Annotated in this window: 18 protein-coding genes; all 18 read right to left on the bottom strand. The window is 60.6% G+C overall.

The genetic code is table 11. The features are described 5' to 3' along the window. Positions 1 to 58: 58 nt before the first annotated feature. Entirely contained in the window at positions 59 to 1,264 is a 1,206-nt protein-coding gene (metK, locus tag EKK30_RS02975) for a methionine adenosyltransferase (RefSeq protein ID WP_290980024.1), read from the bottom strand. Positions 1,265 to 1,476: 212 nt separating this feature from the next. Then, positions 1,477 to 1,941 (bottom strand): helix-turn-helix transcriptional regulator, encoded by a 465-nt coding sequence (locus EKK30_RS02970; RefSeq protein WP_290980022.1) that lies wholly within the window; start codon positions 1,939 to 1,941, stop codon positions 1,477 to 1,479. Positions 1,942 to 2,052: 111 nt separating this feature from the next. After that, positions 2,053 to 3,690 carry an apolipoprotein N-acyltransferase gene (gene lnt, locus EKK30_RS02965; protein ID WP_290980020.1) on the bottom strand — a complete coding sequence of 546 codons (1,638 nt, stop codon included), beginning with the start codon at positions 3,688 to 3,690 and terminating at the stop codon, positions 2,053 to 2,055. Next, positions 3,690 to 4,715 (bottom strand): hemolysin family protein, encoded by a 1,026-nt coding sequence (locus EKK30_RS02960; protein ID WP_290980017.1) that lies wholly within the window; start codon positions 4,713 to 4,715, stop codon positions 3,690 to 3,692. The genes lnt and EKK30_RS02960 overlap by 1 nt, the downstream gene beginning before the upstream one ends. A gap of 20 nt (positions 4,716 to 4,735) precedes the next feature. Next, entirely contained in the window at positions 4,736 to 5,245 is a 510-nt protein-coding gene (gene ybeY / locus EKK30_RS02955) for an rRNA maturation RNase YbeY (protein WP_290980014.1), read from the bottom strand. A gap of 3 nt (positions 5,246 to 5,248) precedes the next feature. Further along, positions 5,249 to 6,244, bottom strand: coding sequence for a PhoH family protein (locus EKK30_RS02950; protein WP_290980011.1), 996 nt, complete (start codon positions 6,242 to 6,244; stop codon positions 5,249 to 5,251). Positions 6,245 to 6,390: 146 nt separating this feature from the next. After that, entirely contained in the window at positions 6,391 to 7,740 is a 1,350-nt protein-coding gene (gene miaB / locus EKK30_RS02945; protein ID WP_290980621.1) for a tRNA (N6-isopentenyl adenosine(37)-C2)-methylthiotransferase MiaB, read from the bottom strand. 75 nt (positions 7,741 to 7,815) lie between these two features. After that, complete coding sequence (locus EKK30_RS02940; RefSeq protein WP_290980008.1) at positions 7,816 to 8,697, bottom strand: 1-acyl-sn-glycerol-3-phosphate acyltransferase; 882 nt, start codon at positions 8,695 to 8,697, stop codon at positions 7,816 to 7,818. 8 nt (positions 8,698 to 8,705) lie between these two features. Next, positions 8,706 to 9,161, bottom strand: a complete 456-nt coding sequence (locus EKK30_RS02935) for a Fur family transcriptional regulator (RefSeq protein WP_290980005.1) — start codon at positions 9,159 to 9,161, stop codon at positions 8,706 to 8,708. Between the two features lie 82 nt (positions 9,162 to 9,243). Continuing rightward, complete coding sequence (rimI, locus tag EKK30_RS02930; RefSeq protein ID WP_290980002.1) at positions 9,244 to 9,753, bottom strand: ribosomal protein S18-alanine N-acetyltransferase; 510 nt, start codon at positions 9,751 to 9,753, stop codon at positions 9,244 to 9,246. Beyond that, entirely contained in the window at positions 9,750 to 10,448 is a 699-nt protein-coding gene (gene tsaB / locus EKK30_RS02925; RefSeq protein ID WP_290979999.1) for a tRNA (adenosine(37)-N6)-threonylcarbamoyltransferase complex dimerization subunit type 1 TsaB, read from the bottom strand. The genes rimI and tsaB overlap by 4 nt, the downstream gene beginning before the upstream one ends. Before the next feature lie 14 nt (positions 10,449 to 10,462). Beyond that, a complete protein-coding gene (locus tag EKK30_RS02920; protein WP_290979996.1) occupies positions 10,463 to 11,053 on the bottom strand; it encodes a malonic semialdehyde reductase in 591 nt (196 codons plus the stop codon). Between the two features lie 74 nt (positions 11,054 to 11,127). Then, positions 11,128 to 11,682 (bottom strand): NifU family protein, encoded by a 555-nt coding sequence (locus tag EKK30_RS02915; protein ID WP_290979993.1) that lies wholly within the window; start codon positions 11,680 to 11,682, stop codon positions 11,128 to 11,130. 125 nt (positions 11,683 to 11,807) lie between these two features. Continuing rightward, entirely contained in the window at positions 11,808 to 12,326 is a 519-nt protein-coding gene (locus EKK30_RS02910; protein ID WP_290979990.1) for a universal stress protein, read from the bottom strand. Between the two features lie 70 nt (positions 12,327 to 12,396). After that, entirely contained in the window at positions 12,397 to 13,434 is a 1,038-nt protein-coding gene (gene trpS, locus EKK30_RS02905) for a tryptophan--tRNA ligase (RefSeq protein WP_290979988.1), read from the bottom strand. Between the two features lie 83 nt (positions 13,435 to 13,517). Next, positions 13,518 to 15,098, bottom strand: a complete 1,581-nt coding sequence (murJ, locus tag EKK30_RS02900; RefSeq protein WP_290979986.1) for a murein biosynthesis integral membrane protein MurJ — start codon at positions 15,096 to 15,098, stop codon at positions 13,518 to 13,520. 191 nt (positions 15,099 to 15,289) lie between these two features. Next, positions 15,290 to 18,088: a [protein-PII] uridylyltransferase gene (locus EKK30_RS02895; RefSeq protein ID WP_290979984.1), complete on the bottom strand. Its 2,799-nt coding sequence runs from the start codon at positions 18,086 to 18,088 to the stop codon at positions 15,290 to 15,292. Beyond that, positions 18,085 to 20,919: a DNA mismatch repair protein MutS gene (gene mutS / locus EKK30_RS02890; protein ID WP_290979981.1), complete on the bottom strand. Its 2,835-nt coding sequence runs from the start codon at positions 20,917 to 20,919 to the stop codon at positions 18,085 to 18,087. Before mutS ends, EKK30_RS02895 begins: the two co-directional genes overlap by 4 nt. Positions 20,920 to 21,098 lie beyond the last annotated feature (179 nt).

Genomic DNA, 21,098 nt, shown 5'->3' with positions numbered 1-21,098 from the left:
TTAAAACGAAAACGGCCGCTTTCGCGACCGTTCTACGGGTTTGCAATAGGCAGGGAGATCAAGCGACCGCCTTGACGATCTTGGGCGCGAGGTCCGTCTTCTCCCACGAGAAGCCGCCTTCATTGTCTGCGGGACGCCCGAAATGGCCGTAGGCCGACGTGCGCGCGTAGATCGGCCTGTTGAGATCGAGGTGGCTACGGATTCCGCGCGGGGTCAGATCCATCACGTCTCCGAGTGCTTTCTCGATGGCCGCTTCATCGACTTTGCCCGTGCCATAGGTGTCGACGTAGATCGACAGCGGCTTGGCGACGCCAATGGCGTACGACAACTGAATCGTGCAGCGATCAGCTATGCCGGAAGCCACGACGTTTTTTGCGAGATAACGCGCCGCGTATGCGGCCGAACGATCGACCTTGGTCGGGTCCTTGCCCGAGAACGCGCCGCCGCCGTGAGGAGCTGCGCCGCCGTAGGTATCGACGATGATCTTGCGTCCGGTGAGGCCGGTGTCGCCATCGGGACCGCCAATGAAGAACTTTCCTGTCGGATTGATGTGCCAGACGCAATCCTTGCCGATCCAGCCATCGGGAAGTGCGTTGCGGACGTACGGCTCGACGATATCGCGGACCTGGCGCGAGCTCAGATCTTCAACGATGTGCTGGTGGGAAACAACGATCTGCGTCACGCCGACGGGCTTGCCGTTCTCGTAGCGGACGGTGACCTGGCTCTTGGCGTCGGGGCCAAGTTTTGCTGCATCGCCCTGCTTGGCTTTGCGGGCGGTGGCCAAATCGAAAAGGATCTTGTGAGCATAGAAAATCGGTGCCGGCATCAGCTCCGGAGTTTCATTGCAGGCGTAGCCGAACATGATCCCCTGGTCGCCCGCGCCTTCTTCCTGATTGCTAGGCTGCTTGGCATCGACGCCCGCAGCGATGTCGGCGGACTGCGAGTGCAAAAGGACTTCGATATTGCAGTTGGCCCAATGGAAACCTTCCTGCTCGTAACCGATGTCTTTGATGGCTTTGCGGGTCAGGTCTTCAATGGCGGCAACGGTGACGCCTTTTGGGCCGCGTGATTCACCGGCGATCACCACTCGGTTGGTCGTTGCCAACGTCTCGCAAGCGGCGCGGATGTTCCAAGGGTCCAGACCTTCCTTGGTGCCTTCACGATAGAAAGCGTCGACGACTTCATCGGAGATCCGGTCGCAAACCTTGTCGGGATGACCCTCGGAGACCGATTCACTCGTGAATAAGAAGGACTTGCGTGCCACGTTGGCCCCCAATGTTGGAAAACTTGGTCCGGGTTTGCCGATGATTTTTATGCGGGTTCGACGACACCGCGCCCGATGAAAAGCGCCGGTTTGTCGCAATCTTGTTGGATTCGGTCAAGCGACGGCGCGCCCAGATACCGGAATTGATCCGCGACCTAGCGACCCTTCCGCTAAAGCAAACGAATACCGTCGTTGTCACAGAACTGAAAAGATCAGTTTTCTTCCCCGGCCAGGGCGCGGACGAGATCGACGATCGACCGGCGCACCTTCGGATCGGTTACGCGGGCGAATGCCTTATTCAGCTCAAGGCCTTCGCGCGTGCCGAGGAAATCCACGACGTAGCTCTCGTCGGGCTGTTCGGCGAAGCCCGGCATCGCTGCGCCGGCGCCTTGCACGCCCAACGGGGCTTCATCGTAGAAAAATTGTACGGGGACGCCGAGTACCTTGGCGAGATCGAAGAGACGGCTGGCGCCGATTCGATTGACGCCCTTTTCGTATTTCTGAACCTGCTGGAAGGTCAGCCCCAGGTGCTCACCTAGCTTTTCCTGGCTCATGCCAAGCAGCATACGCCGTAAGCGGACGCGGGAGCCGACGTGAACATCCATGGGATTGGCGCGCCGAGATCCCTTGGGAGCTTCTTCGCTCGACTCGTCTTCGATCGATATGTTGTCCACCATCACTCGTACAGCCAGCAGTTCCAGGGATTACGCGTCTGCACTTCCTAGGTGCGCGCGCGCAAAGCGTCAATGTCCGACAGCCGCCGCGACAAGTTGACTTCAAGACTTTGATTAACGTGCGTTTTTCCGGAAGACTGCAGCAAGGGCGCCGAACGCGAGGAGAATTCCGGCCAGCATCCAGTCGCCGAAGCGGGAATAGGGTGGTGGTGTTATGGCTTTTGGCAAGAGACTGTCCACCTCGCCACGGACGTCAAGTCCGAGCGATTTAAGTATCCGTCCGAACGGGTCGACGACGCCAGAAATGCCGTTGTTGGCGGCTCTGACGATCGGTACGCCCTCTTCCACTGCGCGGACGCGGGCTTGATGGAAATGTTGGAACGGCCCAGTGGATTCTCCGAACCAGCCATCGTTGGTCACATTGATAATCACGCCTGGGCGGTCGCGCCCTTGGACCACGTTGCCGGGAAAGAGAGCCTCGTAGCAAACGAGGCCAAGCGCGGGGGGCAGACCGGGAATATGCATCAATGGACGCGGCTCTGGTCCGGTGGCGAACGAGCCCCGACCGTGCGTCAGCTTTTCGATGCCGATGGATGAGAGCGTTTTCTCGTAGGGCATATACTCGCCGAACGGCACGAGATGCGTTTTGTCGTACGTCGCAACCGGCCGAGCGTGCTCGTCGAGCACGAGGATGCTGTTCAGCGTTCGCGTCGTCTCTGTAGGCGGAGCACCGGGCGCAAGCACTGGATCGTGGCGAAGCGCTCCGGTGATCAGCGTGGTGCCTGCGGGGATGACGTTGGCCAGGATGTCCAGCGCGACCGGGGCTTCAAGTGGAAAGAACGGCATTGCCGCTTCCGGCCATATGACGTGCGTGATGCCCGCCAGCGAATCCTTTTCTCCCGAAGGACTTGTCAGCGACAGGGCGACGTGATCGTCAAAGATCCGACGCTGAAACTCAGGCAGCCACTTTTCGCGCTGAGGTACGCTGGGCTGCACGATGCGCAGCTTCACCCCCGGCACAAACTCCTGCGGTTCCTGGAGCCGCCAGTTGCCATAGGCAAACATGAGGCTGATCGGTGCGGCAGCGAGAAGGATACCGTCGATCATTCTGCGGATCGTTGGCCTGCCCGGCGTGTCGCCAATGAAGACAAGCGGGGCTGGAAATACGACGAGCGCGATTGCCGTGAGGCCGTAGGCTCCAACGAGCGCGGCGCTCTGCATCAATGGCAACGGATACGTCAAAGCGTAGCCCGGCAAATCCCATGGAAAGCCGGTGAGGATATGGCCGCGCAGCCATTCAACGGTCGATAACACGATCGCGAATACAAAAACGCGCGAGAAGCCGTTCGTCCAAAGCCCATGCGCGGCGGCGGCCCCTATGCCCCAGAAGAGGGCAAGCCCCGCTGGCAAGAGGGTGATGGCAAACGGCAGCAGCCACGCAAACTTGTCGGCTTCGACGAGGAAGGCTTCGCCGATCCAGAAGAGATTGCAGAAGAAGTAGCCGAAGCCAAAGAGCCAGCCGGCGCTGAAGGCGCGCCGCCATGTCGGGCTGCCGTCGAGCAGCCAAACGAAGACCGGGAGCGTTATGAATAGAACCGGCGCAGCGAACATCGGCGCGAATGCCAAGGCCGACAAGCCGCCGGCGCCAATCGCTACAAGCGCTCGCCGCCAACCGCGCAGCTCCATAACGGCTCCGCGAATGCGGGCGAGAAGCGCGGGGTTCATTTGCGCGCTGGGTGATGCCGCGTCCATCACGCCTTCGGCGCTTCAGGCAACGTCTTGGTGTTGGTCGCGGGCGGGCGAGGCGGGTGAACCTTCAGCTTCTTCACGCGACGCGGATCGGCATCGAGCACTTCGAATTCGACGCCGGTCGGGTGACGTATCAACTCACCGCGGGCGGGAACGCGCCCGAGCATGGAGAAGATAAGGCCGCCGATTGTATCCACCTCGGTCTCTTCGTCATCTGGCACGAGCTTGACGCCGAGGTGCTTCTCCAGCTCCTCGATTGGCGTGCGCGCAACAGCGACGATGCCGAGTTTGGGGTCGAGGATGATGTTTGTCTCATCATCGTCGTCGTGTTCGTCTTCGATATTGCCGACGACTTGCTCGATCAAATCTTCGATGGTGACGAGGCCGTCGGTGCCACCATATTCATCGACAACCAGCGCCATATGAATGCGTGTCGTCTGCATGCGGATGAGAAGGTCGACGGCAGGCATCGAAGGCGGCACATACAGGATCTGCCGCCTGATCTTCACGGTGGTGATCGGTTTATTGAGATCGATGGAGCGCAAGTCGAAGAGGTTTGCCGCAGGCGGTTCGGCGTCAGGATCGACCTTCGCGCTTTTCAGCGGTTGGCCGGTCGCTTCAGTCATGAGCCAACGCAGCACATCCTTAATGTGGATCATGCCGCGTGGATCGTCGAGCGTTTCCCGGAACAGTGGAATACGCGAAACTCCTGCTTCATTGAACGTCTGGAGCAGCTCGGAAATCGGCTCGTTCTCATCGAGCGCGGTGATGTCGGCGCGCGGCACCATCAGGGAGGCGACGCGGCTCGAGCCGAACTGGAGCAGGCGCTCCAGCATCTTGCGTTCGGCGTCGGTGAAATTATCGGTGCTGCCGGTTTTCAGCGCGCCCTCGAGGGCGTCGCGAACATTTTGGGGTACGACGAGCCCGAGCTTGGCGCCAAGCGCCTGAAGCCAGTTGAGCGTGCCGTACGACCGTGGGTCGTCTGCGAAGGTGTCGGACACTGTCTTGGTATGTGCGTTGTCAGTCATGGCTTTGGGTTGAAACCCGGTCAGCTACTTGTACCGGTTTCCAGCTCGCCCGTGTAGGGATTTGCTATGCCTAATTTGGAAAGTATTTCTATTTCAAGAGCTTCCATGCGCTCCGCATCAGCCTTGGCCTCATGATCATAGCCCAAAAGGTGCAGTACGCCATGGACGACCAAATGCTGCACGTGGTGATCGAGGGAGATGTCCTGCTCGACCGCCTCGCGTTTCACGGTCTCAAAACCCAGAATAATATCGCCGATCTGACCTCCAGGTGACCCGGGGCCGGCGGGGAAGGACAGGACGTTCGTGGGCTTGGGTTTCCCACGGAAGCGGCCGTTGAGATCTGTCACAACGGCGTCGGAGGAAAGCGCCACCGAGACATGGCCGGGAACCGGCCCATTGGCGGCGTCAACGGCTGCGAGCGCCGCGCGATCGATCAAAGTGGCGAGGGCGGCAACGTCCGGCCATTCGCCGTCGTCTTCGATGATCTCAACTTCGAAGGTCGAAGCCGTCGCCTGGGGGGAAGCCGGCATAGACTACTTCGGCTTCTCGTAGGCATCGACGATCTTGGCGACCAGATCGCGTCGGACGATGTCAGCTGCTGCGAAGTGGATGATCGAAATGTCATCGACGTTCGCCAGAAGATCGACCGCCTCGACCAGTCCGGACTTCGTGCCGAGCGGGAGGTCGACCTGGGAGGGGTCTCCCGTCACGATCATTTTCGAGCCTTCGCCGATGCGGGTCAAAAACATCTTCATTTGCATCGACGTCGTATTCTGAGCTTCGTCGAGGATGACGAAAGCGTTCGACAGCGTTCGTCCGCGCATGAAGGCCAGAGGCGCAACTTCGATGACGCCGGTTTCGATGTCACGCTCGACCTTTTCCGGCGGCAGGACGTCGTAAAGGGCGTCATACAGCGGTCGGAGGTAAGGATCGACCTTGTCGCGCATATCGCCCGGCAAGAAACCGAGCCGCTCGCCAGCCTCGACGGCCGGGCGGGAAAGGATGATGCGCTCGACAACGCCGCGCTCCAGGCAATGGGCGGCGAAAGCAACGGCAATATAAGTCTTGCCGGTACCGGCGGGGCCGACGCCAAACACGAGGTCGTGTTTTTGGATGGCCCGCATGTACTCGCTTTGGGTCGGCGTGCGCGCTTTGACGACTTTGCGCCGGGTGGCGATCTGCGCTTGGCCCTCGGCAACCGTGCCTTCCGCCCGAGCGTGTCGGATCAGCCCATCGATGTCGCCGGCGCCGACCGCCTCGCCCTTGCGAATGCGAGCGTAGAGTCGTTCGAGCACGTTTCTTGCGATATCGCAGGCAGCAGCCGGGCCAGTCAGGATTACCACGTTGCCGTGGGCGTGGGCATCAATGCCCAATCGGTCTTCTATGAGGGCCAGGTGGCTATCGTATTCCCCAAGCAGCTGCGTGAGCAGCCGATTGTCTTCGAAGGGTACAACGACGCGAGCGGTTTCAAGCTCGGCCTTGGAAGGCCGCCGAGATGCCGACGCGGAAGACCCGCGGAATGCTGCCAATCCTGACACTCCCTTGCTTGCGGTTTTTCTACCCGTAGCGTTCAAAAGCGAATCGACCGTCTAGTCACGTTATCACGCAGTTGAAGGTTCGGGACCGCTCGGCGTGGTTAACGCACAACAAACCGACGCGAGCCATTATCGCTCCTTTATGCCGACGCGATGACACCGGACAGGCTGGCGCGACGGGCTTCCGTAACGGTCACGCCCATCGTCCGCCCAACAATATCGCCATCCGCAACTGCATGTACAAGCTGTAGATGGGGAGTGCGGCCGACGAACTCACCTGGCTGGCGGCCTTTGCGCTCGAAAAGGACGGGCACCGTGGCGCCCAGGCTTCGCTGATTGAATTCAGTCTGCTGGTCTTCGAGGAGGGCTTGTAGACGCTGGAGGCGCTCGGATTTCACCTCATCAGGGACTTGGTCACCTAGCGATGAGGCCGGGGTGCCGGGGCGCGGGCTGTATTTGAAAGAATATGCCTGAGCAAAACCCACGGCCGCCACCAGTTTGAGGGTGTCTTCGGCCTCGTCTGCGGTCTCTCCCGGGAAGCCGACAATGAAATCACTCGACAGGGCGATATCAGGTCGCGCACTTCGAATGCGATCGATAATATCGATGTACTCTCCCGTCTTATGCTTGCGGTTCATAGCTGCGAGCATGCGATCCGATCCCGATTGGATCGGCAGGTGCAGGAATGGCATCAACTGCGGGACTTCGCCGTGGGCGGCGATTAAATCGTCGTCCATGTCGCGCGGGTGGCTCGTCGTATAGCGGATGCGCTCAAGGCCATCGATATCGGCCAATCTGCGGATCAATTCGGCAAGTCCGATCGAACGTCCGCTGTGGCCTTCACCGTGGTAGGCATTGACGTTCTGGCCGAGCAAAACCAATTCGCGCGCACCGGCCGCAATCAGCTCCCGCGCTTCGTTTTCAATCTTTGCAAGCGGGCGCGAGAACTCAGCGCCGCGCGTATATGGAACGACGCAAAAAGTGCAAAACTTATCGCAGCCTTCCTGGACCGTGAGAAATGCGGATGGGGAAACCACGCGCCGCGGCGCGCTCATGCGATCGAATTTTTCGTCACCAGGAAACTCTGTTTCGACGATGCGCTCACGCGTGTTTCCCACACGGGCGATCAGCTCCGGCAGGCGGTGATAGCTTTGCGGTCCGATTACGAGATCAACAGCGGGCTGCCGAGTCGTGATCTCGCGTCCTTCCGCCTGAGCGACACAACCCGTTACGGCGATCACGGTATCCTTGCCGTCGCGTTTGCGAGCATCTTTCATGTCGCGGATGCGCCCTAGGTCCGAATAGACCTTTTCAGCGGCTTTCTCGCGAATGTGGCAGGTATTGAGGATGACAAGGTCGGCGTCGGCTATTTCGGCCGTTTCGCTGTAGCCGTCGCGCGTCAGCGACTCGGTCATACGCTCGCTGTCGTAGACGTTCATCTGGCAGCCGAACGTCTTCAGGAAATAGCTTTTGGTACTCGGGCGCTGCACGTCGTCTCGGCCGGTCAAATAAGGGGTTTCGCTCAAGGCATTTTGCCGGCATGCGCATAGCACAGAATGTGGCTTTTATGTCCATTTCTCGCTGCGGGCGAGGGCCACGGCGACTTTCTGGCGGCGAACTTCGGGGCTTGGCTCAACGGGGACGAGCCTCGGATCGCCGGGGCGTCCGCGCAAAATGCCGAGCACAGCGGTGCGGACAGCGCGTTCGGTCCTGAGGGCTAGATCCTTGCGGTCCTTGAACTCGGACAACGGCACGGGCGGATCAACTTTGATCGTGACGGTGATCGGGCCGGAGCGCAGAACGCCCCAGGCGTGAGACGTCATTTCCATGTCGCCGTACCAGCCGATGCGCGGGCGATCGGCACGGGTCAAAGGGACGCCCCGGACGTGCGTGTAGACGACGGCTGCCGTCTGTACGACGATATCGGTCCTGGCTGCTCCATCCTGGCTCGCGACAGCGCCGAACAGAGAGGTCTTGAACGGCAGCACGCGATTGCCGTCGCTCGATGTGCCTTCAGCGAATAGAACGATCGTGTCGCCTTGCTTCAAACGTGAGGTGATCGCGGTGGCGGCCTCGCCGGTCGCGTGCCGCCGCGTGCGATCGACGAAAACGGAGCGCTGAAGACGCGCGAGCGCGGATACGAACGGCCAGCTTCCAACCTCGAGCTTGGCAACAAAAGACACCGGCGCCAGGGCCGAAAGCACCGGGATGTCGAGCCAAGATGTGTGATTGCAAACAAGCAGCACCGGCTTGTTCTCGACAACCTGGCCCTCGATCTTCAGCGTGATGCCCAGAATTCGGCACACATTCTTGTGGTACCAGTTCGGAAACCGGCGGGCGGATTTCTGCGCGGTCTTCAGCAGCAGCGCCTGGACCGGCATCAATGGCAGAGTGAAGGCGAAGAAGCCTGCCAGAACCGCCGAAGCGCGAAGCGATCCGTTTGCCATCGTGTCAATCAGCCTTTCCGGCCGGAAGATCTCTTCTTCGTCAACGGCACGCCGTAAAGTTCTAGCCGATGCCCGACGAGTTCGAACCCGAGATCCTTGGCGACCCGCTCCTGCAGCGCTTCGATATCCGAATTCGAGAACTCGATCACGCGACCGGTTTCGATATCGACCAGATGATCGTGATGTTCTCTTGGCGCGGGTTCATATCGGCCGCGACCATGGCCGAAATCGTGCCGCTCCAGGATGCCTTTCTCAGAGAAAAGCTTGAGCGTTCGATAGACCGTCGAAAGAGAAATCCGGGAATCGACTGCGTGGGCGCGGCGGTGGACTTCGTCGACATCCGGATGGTCTTTCGCGGCCGACAGAACCTGCGCGATAACGCGTCTTTGCCCGGTCATCCTGAGGCCGCACTCCGCGCATCGCATTTCGATGGATGTTTCGGATTTCCCCGAAGGTGCGGTCATGACGATGAAGCTTTGCTGAGGACGATTTCGCGTCGCCCGAGTATGGCGGCCTTATAGGCAGTGACAAGGCTCCGCGTCCATATCAGCCGGCCTGGTTCGGCAAATCGAGGTCGAGAACAAGGGTCAGCGCGTCAACGGCAGCGCTTCCCGGCCGCTCATAGTAGCGTTTTCGGCGGCCGGCCTCGGTGAATCCCAGCTTGCGGTAGAGCGCGAGCCCCGCTGTGTTGTCCTCTGCAACTTCCAGAAAGATCCGCTTTGCGTCGCCTCGGCGAGCGGCCCGCGTCAAGCCTTCCAGCAAGCCGGTTGCGAGGCCTACACGCTGCCAATCGGGCGAAACGCCAATCGATAAGATTTCTGCTTCGTCGGCGGCGAGCTGTCCGATCAAGAAGCCGATGACGGTCTTCTTTTGTCCACCGGCGACAGCGATCAGGGATGTCGCGGCGGGATGTTCGAGGAAGGATTGGATGGCAGCGGCGTCCCAGGCGGGACTGAATAATTTTGCATGGAGTGCCGCGATCTCTTCCGCGCGGTCAGGGGAGGCCCAGAGCATGCTCGCGTGCTTTACGTTCCGGAACGGCGTGACATTCGTCATGCGCCGGCTCCGATGAAGGGACTTGGAGGGGGCGGCTTGGCATCGGGCGCGCGCAGGTAAAGCGGCCGCAACGTGTCGGTCACAGCCATTTCGCATGCTGGAAACAGCACATTGAGGGCATCGGGCAAAAGGTCAGGGAGAATTGCCTCGGCGTCGACGCCTTCCATCTTTGCGGCGGCGGCAAGCGCAGGGCCTCCCGACCCCGCAATGACGATTGGGCCCGAGCCCAGCATACGGGCGGCGTCAGCGATGGGGAGGCATTGAGGCGGAACGACCGTTCTCAGCGTATGCCGGTCAAAGACCTCAAGATAGACTTCGTCCCGCCGCGCATCGGTGGCGATCGCAACCAACGGAGTGGGCGCGGCCGGAATACGAGCGCTCATCGCCATCAGCCTCAAGCTCGAGAGCGCGACGAATTCGGCTCCCGTTGCGAGCGCAAAGGCGCGGGCGGCCGATACCGAAATGCGCGTACCCGTGAACGTTCCTGGACCAAAGGTGACTGCTATCCGGTCGAGAGCTGTAAACTCGAGACCAACCTCGGCCATCACAGCCTCAATCATGGGCATGAGGCGTTCGGCATGACCTTTCTGCATCGGTTCGTACGCGAACGATATGCTCGGCGTAAGCGAACGCAGTCCGCGGCCCGCAGCTACTGAACAAGCGTCGAAACAGGTGTCGAAAGAAAGAATATTCATTCCGGGCGCAGCTTTTAAACGATCGTAGCCATTTCGTCGAAGCTAAATCGTGGCGAACGCGGATAAACCCCTTCCGGGTCACCAAAACCCAAATTGCACAGGAAATTGGACCTAATCTCAGTGCCCGCAAAGAATTCAGCGTCGACGGCAGCGTTGTCGAAGCCAGACATCGGGCCACAATCCAGACCAAGGGCCCTTGCCGCCAAAATGAAATAACCTCCTTGGAGGCTGCCGTTGCGGAAGGCCGTCGTGTCGGCGTGCGCCTTCTTGCCAACAAACCAGCTCTTTGCATCGGCCGGCGGATAGAGCCGGGGCAGGTACTCGTAGAAATTCAGGTCGTAGCCGATGATTGCCGTGGCGGGGGCCGCCATTGTCTTTTCGACATTGCCGGCGCTGAGGTGGGGCTTCAGCCGCGCCTTCGCTTCCGCCGATTTGACGAACACGATCCGCGCCGGCGAGCAGTTGGCGCTCGTCGGGCCCCACCTCATATGCTCCACGATCTGCTTCAGCAGCGTGTCTGGCACCTCTCGTGGCTGCCATTTGTTGTTGGTGCGGGCCTTATCGAATAACTGGTCGAGCGCGGCTTGATCGAGAGGCTGGTTCATTTCGGCTTCCATGATGTTTGAGCCCAGAAACGAAGAACCCCGCCGAGGCGGGGTTCAAAGGTGGGAAATCTACGTCACGCCGCCTGGACCGCCTGCACTTCGGGGAGGAAGTGCTTCAGCAGATTCTCGATGCCGTGGCGAAGCGTGGCCGTCGAACTCGGGCAGCCAGAGCAGGCGCCCCGCATGTGGAGATAGACCACGCCATCGCGGAAGCTCGCAAAGGTGATGTCGCCGCCGTCCTGCGCAACAGCCGGGCGGACGCGTGTCTCAAGAAGCTCCTTGATCGTCGCGACGATCGATTCATCTCCGGGATCGTAGCTTTCTGTCGCGACATCGTTGGCATCTTCCGCGCCCGTGGCAGGCGCGCCGGACATGTAATGATCCATGATGGCGCCAAGGATCATCGGCTTCAGGTGCTGCCACTCGATGTCGCCCTTGGTCACGGAGATGAAGTCGGACCCCAGAAACACGCCATCGACACCGTCGATAGCAAATAGGCGGGTCGCGAGCGGGGAAACGGCTGCGTCCGTCTTCGAGCGGAAGTCGGCCGTGCCGTCAGCGAGAACATCGCGCCCGGGGATGAACTTCAGCGTTGCCGGATTGGGCGTCGCTTCCGTCTGAATGAACATGGTGCCTCACTTCGTGCTCGGTGCTTGGCGCGCACCGCCCGCGCTGGGGTGATCAGGAGGCCTCAGATATAGGTTCTCGTCCCCGCCATGTCGAGGAGCGGGCCATGTACTAATCGTGAGGCAATTTAGGCCAGTGCCTTGATTTCAGCGAGGGATAGTTGGCCAGGCACGACGGTCACGGGTACAGCAAAACCTCCGGATGCCCTTGCCGTGGCGAGTGAAGCCACCAGTGGTCCGGGGCCGGCTGCGTCGTTCGAAGCGCCGAGAACGAGGATGGCGATGTCCTCGTCTTCGGCGATCAGCTTATTAACTTCTTCGCCCGTGCGCCCCTCGCGGATGACGTCTTCGGTTTCGACGACCTCAAAACCCGCATGGCCGAGCTTGCGGCGGAAAAGTCGGAACAGCGCCTTTGCTTTGGTCGTCTCTTCCTCGATCTGCACCTGGCGTACGCCAGCCCAGTTCTGAAGCTCGCTCGGCTCGATCACGTAGAGCATGACGATGAGGCCTGATGAGCGCTGGACCCGGCTTGCGGCATAGTAGAGTGCGCTCTCAACTTCCTGACTCTCGTCCACGACGATCAGGAACTTGCGGCGATGGCCTTCTTCGAATGAGCGTCGTGGCTTCATGGGAGACGATGCTGCCATTCCGCGGGCGCGCTCGCAATGGCCGCAAGCGGTGGCTGGCGGATGCAACCCGTATTTCGTTTGCGCCCGATCAGCTGCGGATAAAGCCGACGATGTCCTTCACCTTATCCATGATCGGCGAGGCGATCTCCCGCGCCCGCGCAGAACCATCACCGAGGATACGGTCGATCTCGGCGGGGTCCGACGAGAGCCGCTTGATCTCGTTCGCGATCGGCTCGATGCGGGCGACGAGCGCGTCGGCCAGCACTTTCTTGAAGGCTGAAAACTGCTGCCCGCCAAACTCGGCAAGAACCGCCTCGACGGGCTTATCGACGATGGTGGCGTAGATGCCGATCAAGTTTTCAGCTTCAGGACGGCCCTCGAAGCCTTTCTCGTCGCCTGGGAGAGGCTCGGGATCAGTCTTGGCTTTCTGCACTTTCTTGGCGATCGTGTCGGCATCATCCGTCATGTTGATGCGGGAAAGATCGGACGGATCGGATTTGGACATCTTCTTCGTGCCGTCGCGTAGGCTCATGACGCGCGTCGATGAGCCGGTGATGACGGGCTCCGGCTGGGGGAAGAAGATTCCGTCTTCAAAGCCGTTGGCGACGATCGAGGCGGCAAAATCATTGTTGAACTTCTGAGCGATGTCGCGCGCGAGTTCGAGGTGCTGTTTCTGGTCCTCGCCGACGGGCACGTGCGTCGCGCGATAGGCCAGGATGTCCGCAGCCATCAAGTTCGGATAGGCGTACAGCCCCACGGACGCCTGCTCGCGGTCCTTGCCGGCTTTTTCCTTGAATTGGGTCATGCGGTTCAACCAGCCAAGCCGTGCGACACAGTTGAAGATCCAGGCAAGTTCGGCGTGGGCTGAAACCTGGCTCTGATTGAAGAGAATGCTCTTCTTCGGGTCAAGGCCAGCGGCGATATAAGCGGCCGTGACCTGGCGGATCGCGGTGCGGAGTTCGGCAGGGTCCTGGGCGACCGTGATCGCGTGAAGGTCGACGACGCAGTAGATGCACTCGTGCGTATCCTGCATCTTGATCCAGTTCACCATCGCGCCAAGATAGTTGCCGAGATGCAGGCTGCCGGTCGGCTGCATGCCGGAAAAAACGCGTGGCGTGATTTTCATTGGACTGTCCGTGTTGGAAAGATTTGCGGCCTTATCGCGTGCGAAAGGCCGCGGCGCAAGTCCGGAGGGCCGCAGCCCCGGCGTTACCGTTGTCGGCGGGTCAACCTGCCGAGTTGGCCCAAGCTCATGACGCCGGTCAGCAGGATGAGTACGGTAAATACAGTCAAGCCCACGCCGATCTCGAGACCCAGGATCGAAGCCTTGATGAAGAAGCCGCTATGGTGATCGTAATAGGGTGAGAGCACGTGGCTTGTTGCCAACAAAGCGGCGACCATCGCGGCGCTCGCCAGCAGGATCAGAGGAATGTTCCGCTTCAGGCGACTGTCGGCAACAAAGTCGCCTTGCTTGCTCAAGGTCGCCCACAGCAGATAGGCGTTGAGCCAACCGCCGAGCGCGGTGGCGATTGCGATGCCAAGCTGGGGCATCATTCCCATATGCCGAAGCAGGAAGAAGAGGCCGATCGAGCCTGCTGTGTTGGCGGTTAGGCTGATCGTGGCGTAGCGCATCGGTGTTTTGGTGTCTTCGCGGGCGTAGTAGGCCGGGGAAAACACCTTGATCATCACGAAGGCGGGAAGTCCGAGCGCGAACATCGCAAGGACAGATGCGGTGACGTGCGTGTCGGCCGGACCGAAAGCGCCGCGCTCGAATAGAACACGCACGATATCCGTCGGGATCACGGCAAGCGCCAGCGCCGCGGGGATCGTCAGCAGCAGTGCAAATTCGAGCGAGCGATTTTGGCTATCCATGACCGCTGCCGTATTGCCGGCGCGAAGTTGGCGGGCGACGTCGGGCAGTAAGACAATGCCTACAGCAATGCCGACTATGGCGAGCGGGAGCTCATAAACACGATCGGCATAATACAAGTGCGAGACAGCTCCAGGTTGGAGCGATGCGATGATGGTCCCGATGGCGATGTTGAGCTGGGTCACGCCGCCGGAAATCACGCCCGGCACGCCGAGCCGCACTAGGTGACGAACATCGGGCGTCCATCTCGGCCGGCGAATGCCAAGGTGCATTCCAGCGCGACGCATGCCCCACATCAGCAGCAAAAGCTGCAGAAAGCCGGCGACGAAGACGGCCCAGGCCTGGATGATGCCCGCTTCTGGCTCGGCCTTGTAGCCAATCCACATCGAGATCAGCGTCGCGATCATCATCACGCCGTTGAGGACGATCGAGACAGAGGCGCTTTCGGCAAACCGGCCCACCGAATTCAGCGCGCCCGACATGAGCGCGACGATCGACATGCAGAGCAGGTAGGGCATCGTTATGCGCGTCAGCAGAACGGACAGATCAAACTTCTGCGGAACGACGTCGAATCCCGGAGCGAGGCCGTACATCAGGAACGGCATTGCTAGTTCGGCGACTATGGTCACGATCAACAAGATGAAAAGCAGGCCGGCCATCGCGTCTTCGGCGAACTTACGCGCCGCTTCGGGGCCATCGCCTTCAAGCTTCTTCGCGAAAATAGGGACAAACGCGGAATTGAAGGCGCCTTCGCCAAAGAGCCGGCGAAACAGATTGGGAAAGCGAAATGCGACAACGAAGGCGTCGGCGACCCACCCGGACCCCAATGTCGCGGCGATCAAGATATCGCGCATGAAGCCGAACACGCGGCTCAGCAGCGTCAAACCACCGACGGTGGCGAATGATTTATAAAGCTTCATTGGATGGACGGGTTGCGGCTCGCATTTCGACCCAGAAATAGATTGCCCTCATAGACCGGGTTGAGGCCGCACACATCCGGCAATTTGATGTCGCTCTTGCCTGTCTTGTGGGTCGTGGCCGCGATGTCACGGCGCGGCGAACTCGATTTGGCGCCGTTTTCCATACCAATTTGTGAGGAACGCCTATTTCATCATGCGCGGACCGCTTCGGGGGTCGCCTTAGGCCGCCCGGGGTCCAAGATCGATTGCAGGCGCGAACGCAGTGTGGCCTGACGCGTCTCGTTGACGATCTGTTTGCCGACGAGATCCGTGACGTAGAAAACGTCGACGGCCTTTTCTCCAAACGTCGTCACGTGTGCGGAGGTGATGTCGAGCGACAGATCGGAAAGGGCTGACGTCAACTCATAAAGGAGGCCGGGGCGGTCTCGGCCGGAAACTTCCAGGACGGTGAGGCGATCCGACAGTGCGTTATTGATGACGATCTCGGGCTCAACGATGAACGCCTCGACACCGCGCGTCCCGACGCGCCGCTTTTTGAGCAGCGCCGCAATCTGCTCCTTGCCGTTCAGCAGTCGCTCGATGGTGTCGGTGATGCGCCGTGCGCGACGAAGCTCGTCGTCATCGTTGGCAAATTCGCGGTTGAGCAGGAACGTGTCGAGTGCATAGCCGTCACGCGTGGTCGTGATGTGTGCGCCGGCGATGTTGGCGCCGGCAGCCGCGCAAGCTCCTGCAAAGAGCGATAGCAGGCGCGCGTGGTTCGGCGCGAAGACCGTTAGTTCGGTGATGGCCGTAAATTGATCCGTCTTGACGTTGGTTGCGAACTTCGCGCGCGAATTCATGGCTTCGTTCACGACGTTCGCGTGAACGAGTTGCGTCGCGAGATCGGTGCGAAGCCAGTAGTTGGGATAGTGGCGCTCGATGAAGGCGTCGATGCGATCTTCGGGCCAGTCGGAGAGGGCCTGACGCAGCGCCGCCTGAGCGTTATCGATGCGCTCATCGCGCGCGACCTGTGTGTGTCCGCCGGCTACGAGCGGTTCGGTTTCGTGATAGAGCGTACGCAGAAGCTGGCCTTTCCAGCCATTCCACACGCCCGGACCGACAGCTCGGATATCCGCGCAGGTGAGGAGGAGCAGCAGCTTCAGACGCTCCGGGCTTTGCACGATATTGGCGAAGGCGCGAATGGTGTCGGGATCGGAGATGTCGCGCGAGTGGGCGAAATTGCTCATCGTCAGATGTTCTTCAATCAGCCACGCGACGAGTTCTGTTTCGGCCGGCGTCATGCCGAGACGCGGACAAAGCTTGCGAGCGATGCGCGCACCGACCAGCGAGTGACTTTCCTTTCGTCCCTTGCCGATATCGTGAATGAAGGCTGCGACGAGCAATGCCCGTCGATTCTGGATCGACGAGAAGATGGCTGTCGACAGCGGCAGTTCGGAAGCGAGATCGCCGCGCTCAATGGCAACGATATTCCCGAGAGTACGCAGGAGATGCTCATCGACCGTGTAGTGATGATACATGTTGAACTGCATCATCGCGACGATGCGACCGAATTCCGGAATAAAGCGGCCGAGCACGCCTGCGTCGTTCATGTGACGAAGCGAGGCTTCCGGGTTTCCTTTCGCCGTAAGTAGTGAAAGGAAGATGGCATTGGCTTCCGGGTCGTGGCGAAGCTTGTCGTCGATGAGGCGGAGCGAGCTGCGCAGCAAGCGAATGGCGTCCGGATGCAGGTAGGCGCCGGTGTTGGCGGCCTGCGCGAAAAAGCGGATCAGGTTCACGGGGTCGCGTGCAAAGACCTGCGCGTCGGTGACGTTCAAACGATCGTTATCGATGCGGAAATCCGTCTTCTCCCGCACTTCGCGCCGCGTCTTCCAGCTCAATGGACTGAGCAGACGCTTGTAGCCCGGCGACGTCTTGAGCTGCTGCATCTCGAGAGCGCCGCAGAGAATCGTCGTCAGATCGCCGACGTCCTTGGCGATGAGGAAGTAATGCTTCATGAAGCGCTCGACGGCGCGCAGGCCTTCGCGTGACGTATAGCCAAGGTTTTTCGCCATCGCCGGCTGGACTTCGAACGACAGCACTTCCTCGGCGCGACCCGTCATGAAATGCAGGAAGCAGCGAACGCGCCAGAGAAAGTCCTCACACCTCCGGAAGGTCTGAACTTCCTCAGGCGTGAAGATGCCGGCCTCGACCGCCGCCGCACCCACTTCCTGATTGAAGATGTATTTCGACAGCCACTGCAATGTATGCAGGTCGCGCAGACCGCCCTTGCCATCCTTTATATTGGGTTCGACCTTGTAGCGGCTTTCGCCGGCGCGTCGCGTGCGATCGTCTCGTTCGGCCATTTTGGCATCGATGAATTGACGCGCGGTGCCGGCGACGACTTCAGACCGAAAGCGATCTTCGAACTCGGCGAACAGCTGGGTATCGCCCAGAATGAGGCGAGAATCGAGAAGGGCCGTGCGAATCGTAATGTCGGCGTAGCCGAGCTTGACGCATTGATCGACGGTGCGGGTGGCGTGGCCGACTTTGAACCCGAGATCCCAAAGCAGATAGAGCATGTATTCGGCGACGCTCTCTCCCCATGGCGTCTGCTTGTAGGGGAGCAGGAAGAGAAGATCGATGTCCGAGCCCGGCGCCAAGAGACCCCGGCCATAGCCGCCGGTTGCGACGATCGCCATGCGCTCTGCGTCTGACGGGTTGGTCGCTCGATAGACGTGCGCAACGGTGTAATCGTAGATCAGGCGTATGAGTTCGTCCTGGAAGAGGCTGAGGCCCGCTGCGCAACGACGGCCATTGCCATCAACGTCGAGCGCCGTGCGTGCCGACGCGCGCGCTGTCTTGACCAACGACTTCAGGCTTTCGAGCACCTTTGGGCGAGCGTCAGCGGGCGTGGCGTTGCTCTCGTTGAACAGCGCGGTCAGCTCGCGGCGGGCTGCGAGGCGATCGAAGTAGGGCGGCGGTGTAAGGACGTTCTCTGTTTCGTCGTTCAAGGCTTCATCTTCTTCAGATTTTCGGCCAGAGCCTTGAGTTCATAAAGCTTCTCGAGCGCTGCCTTCGGCGAGAGATCGTCAGGATGCATATCTCGAAGCAGCTTTTCAACGACTGAAGGAGACTCTGTGGCCGATGCGCCTCTCGGCCGCGCTGCGGAGAACAGCGGCAGATCATCGATACTTTCGTCGCCAGCCTTGGGTCGGCGATCGGCCTTTTCGAGGCGGGCAAGCACTTGGCGGGCCCGATCGACGACCGGTTCAGGCAGGCCGGCGAGCTTCGCGACCTGAATGCCATAGGAGCGGTCGGCGGCTCCAGCCTTAACTTTGTGCAGGAAAACGATGCTATCCTGCCATTCGGCCACCTCCATAGTGACGTTGGCGATGCCGTCGAGCCGGCGGGCGAGTGCCGTCAGTTCGTGGTAATGGGTGGCGAACAACGCGCGCGCTTTGGTTACTCCATGCAGGTACTCAACAGTCGCCCAGGCGATCGAGAGACCGTCGAAGGTAGCGGTGCCCCGGCCGATCTCATCGAGAATGACCAGCGATCGCTCCGTCGCCTGATTGAGGATGGCCGCGGTTTCCACCATCTCGACCATGAAGGTCGAACGGCCGCGTGCCAAGTCGTCGGAGGCGCCGACTCGCGAAAACAAGCGATCGACCACGCCGATATGGGCAGAACGAGCGGGCACGTAGGATCCCATCTGCGCCATCACCGCAATCAGCGCATTCTGCCGAAGAAACGTGGATTTACCCGCCATGTTCGGGCCCGTGACGAGCCAGATGCGGGCATCCGGCAGGCCATCTTCTTGTGCAGCTGTGCCTGAGGACGGGCCGCGGCCAAGAACGCAGTCATTTTCGATGAACGGTCCGGCAGCTTGCCGCCCAAGCGCCTGCTGGACGACAGGGTGGCGACCGCCCCGGATTTCGAACACCGCGGCATCATCGATGATTGGGCGGACATAGCCTTGCTCGAGGGCAAGCGATGCGAGGCTCGTATAGACGTCAAGTTCGGCGAGTGCTGCCGCAGCCGCGGTCAAAGCCTCTGTGGCGGCGGCAATCTCCTCTGTCAGCGTGGTGAATATCTCTTGTTCGAGATTCAGCGCGCGTTCGTTTGCCGAGGCGATCTGGCCTTCGGTCTCCAGGAGTTCGGCCGTTGCGAAGCGAACCGCGTTGGCCATCGTCTGACGGTGGCGGAAGCGTTCCGACAGCGGTGGAGAGAGCAGGGGCTTGGCGTTGAGCTGCGTGACCTCAATGAAGAAACCCAGGATGTTGTTGTGGCGGACCCGCAGCGTTTTGACGCCGGTTTCCTCGATATAGCGGGCCTCGAGTTCGGCCATCACGCGGCGGCTGTCGTTACGCATTGCGCGTGCCGCATCGAGATCGGGATTGAAGCCTTCGCGAATGAAGCCGCCTTCGCGGCGCAGGAGCGGGGGATCATCAACGAGCGCGCTCTTGAGGGCTGTCGCGAGGCTCTGCGGTACGCTTTCAAGGCGCTCGCAAACCGATTGCAACTCGGGCGGAAGCGGTAGGGGCTGGCTGACGCTCTTCAACATGCGAGCCGCATCGCCGGCCGCTTCGACAGCGTCGCGCACAGAGGCCAGATCGCGCGGCCCGCCACGCCCGAAGGTAAGCCTTGGGAGCGCGCGAGCGAGGTCCGGCGTTCCCCGCAGGCAGAAGCGCATATCGTCCATCAGGCCGCGATTATCGAGAAGGCAAGCGATGGCGTCCAAACGGGCTTCGATCGCGGCCGGCGCGATAAGCGGGCTCGAAATGCGCGCCTGGAGCTCGCGTGCGCCTGCGCCGGTCACCGTCCTATCAATGGCGGCAAGAAGAGTTGATGACTTGTCGCCCGACGTCGACTTGACGAGTTCCAGGCTCGCGCGGCTGGCCGCATCGATAAAGAGCGACCCACCGCCCGCGCGGCGCGGAGCGCGAAGCAGCGGCTTTCGACCCATTTGCGTGAGGTCGATGTACTTCAGCACTGCGGCGGCGGCTGAAAGTTCGCCGCGTGTGAACGTGCCGAAGCCCGAAAGGTCGGCGACGCCAAGGCACGCCTTCAGATCGCGCGCGCCGGACGTTTGATCGAAGTAAGCTGACGGAACGGGCGTCGTCTTGCCGCCGGAATATTCCACCGCCCGCACGAAAGTCTCATTGCCGAGAAGATTATCCGCAGCGAGCACTTCGCTCGAAGATAAGCGGATCAATTCGCCTGACAGATCAGCGCCGGCGAGCTCCGACAACTCGAACTCGCCTGTTGAGATGTCGACAGACGCGAGGGCAACGCGCGACTGAGACGATGAGAGGTCAATCTCGGCAGGGGTCGCAAGAAACACGGCAGTGAGAAAATTGCGGGCTTTGGCGTCCAGTAATGCTTCTTCGGTGAGCGTGCCGGGCGTGACAAGGCGAACGACGTCGCGTTTCACGACTGCTTTGGCACCGCGCTTTCGCGCTTCAGCCGGGTCCTCAAGCTGTTCACAAACAGCGACGCGATGGCCTTGCTTAATCAGGCGCTGGAGGTATTCGTCGGCGCGATGCACGGGTACGCCGCACATCGGGATGTCCTCGCCTTTGTGCTTGCCGCGCTTCGTGAGGACGATGGACAGGGCTTCGGAGGCGGTTACCGCATCCTGGAAAAAGAGCTCATAGAAGTCGCCCATCCGGTACCAAAGAAGGCTATCCGGATTTGCCGCCTTGATTTCGAGATATTGCGCCATCGACGGGGTCGCTTCGACGATCGCTGAGGGAGCGTCGCCGTCGTGCGACACTTCGGCCGGAGCGGTGGGCTCCGGCTTGGCTACCCTGCCCTTGCGCAGCTCGTCGGATCTAGACATCAAGAGATTGCGTTTCAAATTGCCCCGTTCGGCCTTAAGGATGATGCGATCTGGAGCGCCTCGTCGTCCCCTCACCAGCGCCGGATATGCATAGGTTGCCGTCCCGGCTCTCGCAACCTATCGTGCCGGCCCTTATCCCCTGATGTGTGGTTTGGAATCACAGCCTGAGCACACGTATC

Origin of the sequence: Hyphomicrobium sp., from assembly GCF_003987855.1 — a bacterium.
Classification (GTDB): domain Bacteria; phylum Pseudomonadota; class Alphaproteobacteria; order Rhizobiales; family Hyphomicrobiaceae; genus Hyphomicrobium_B.
This window is presented reverse-complemented; position numbering and strand designations above follow the sequence as displayed.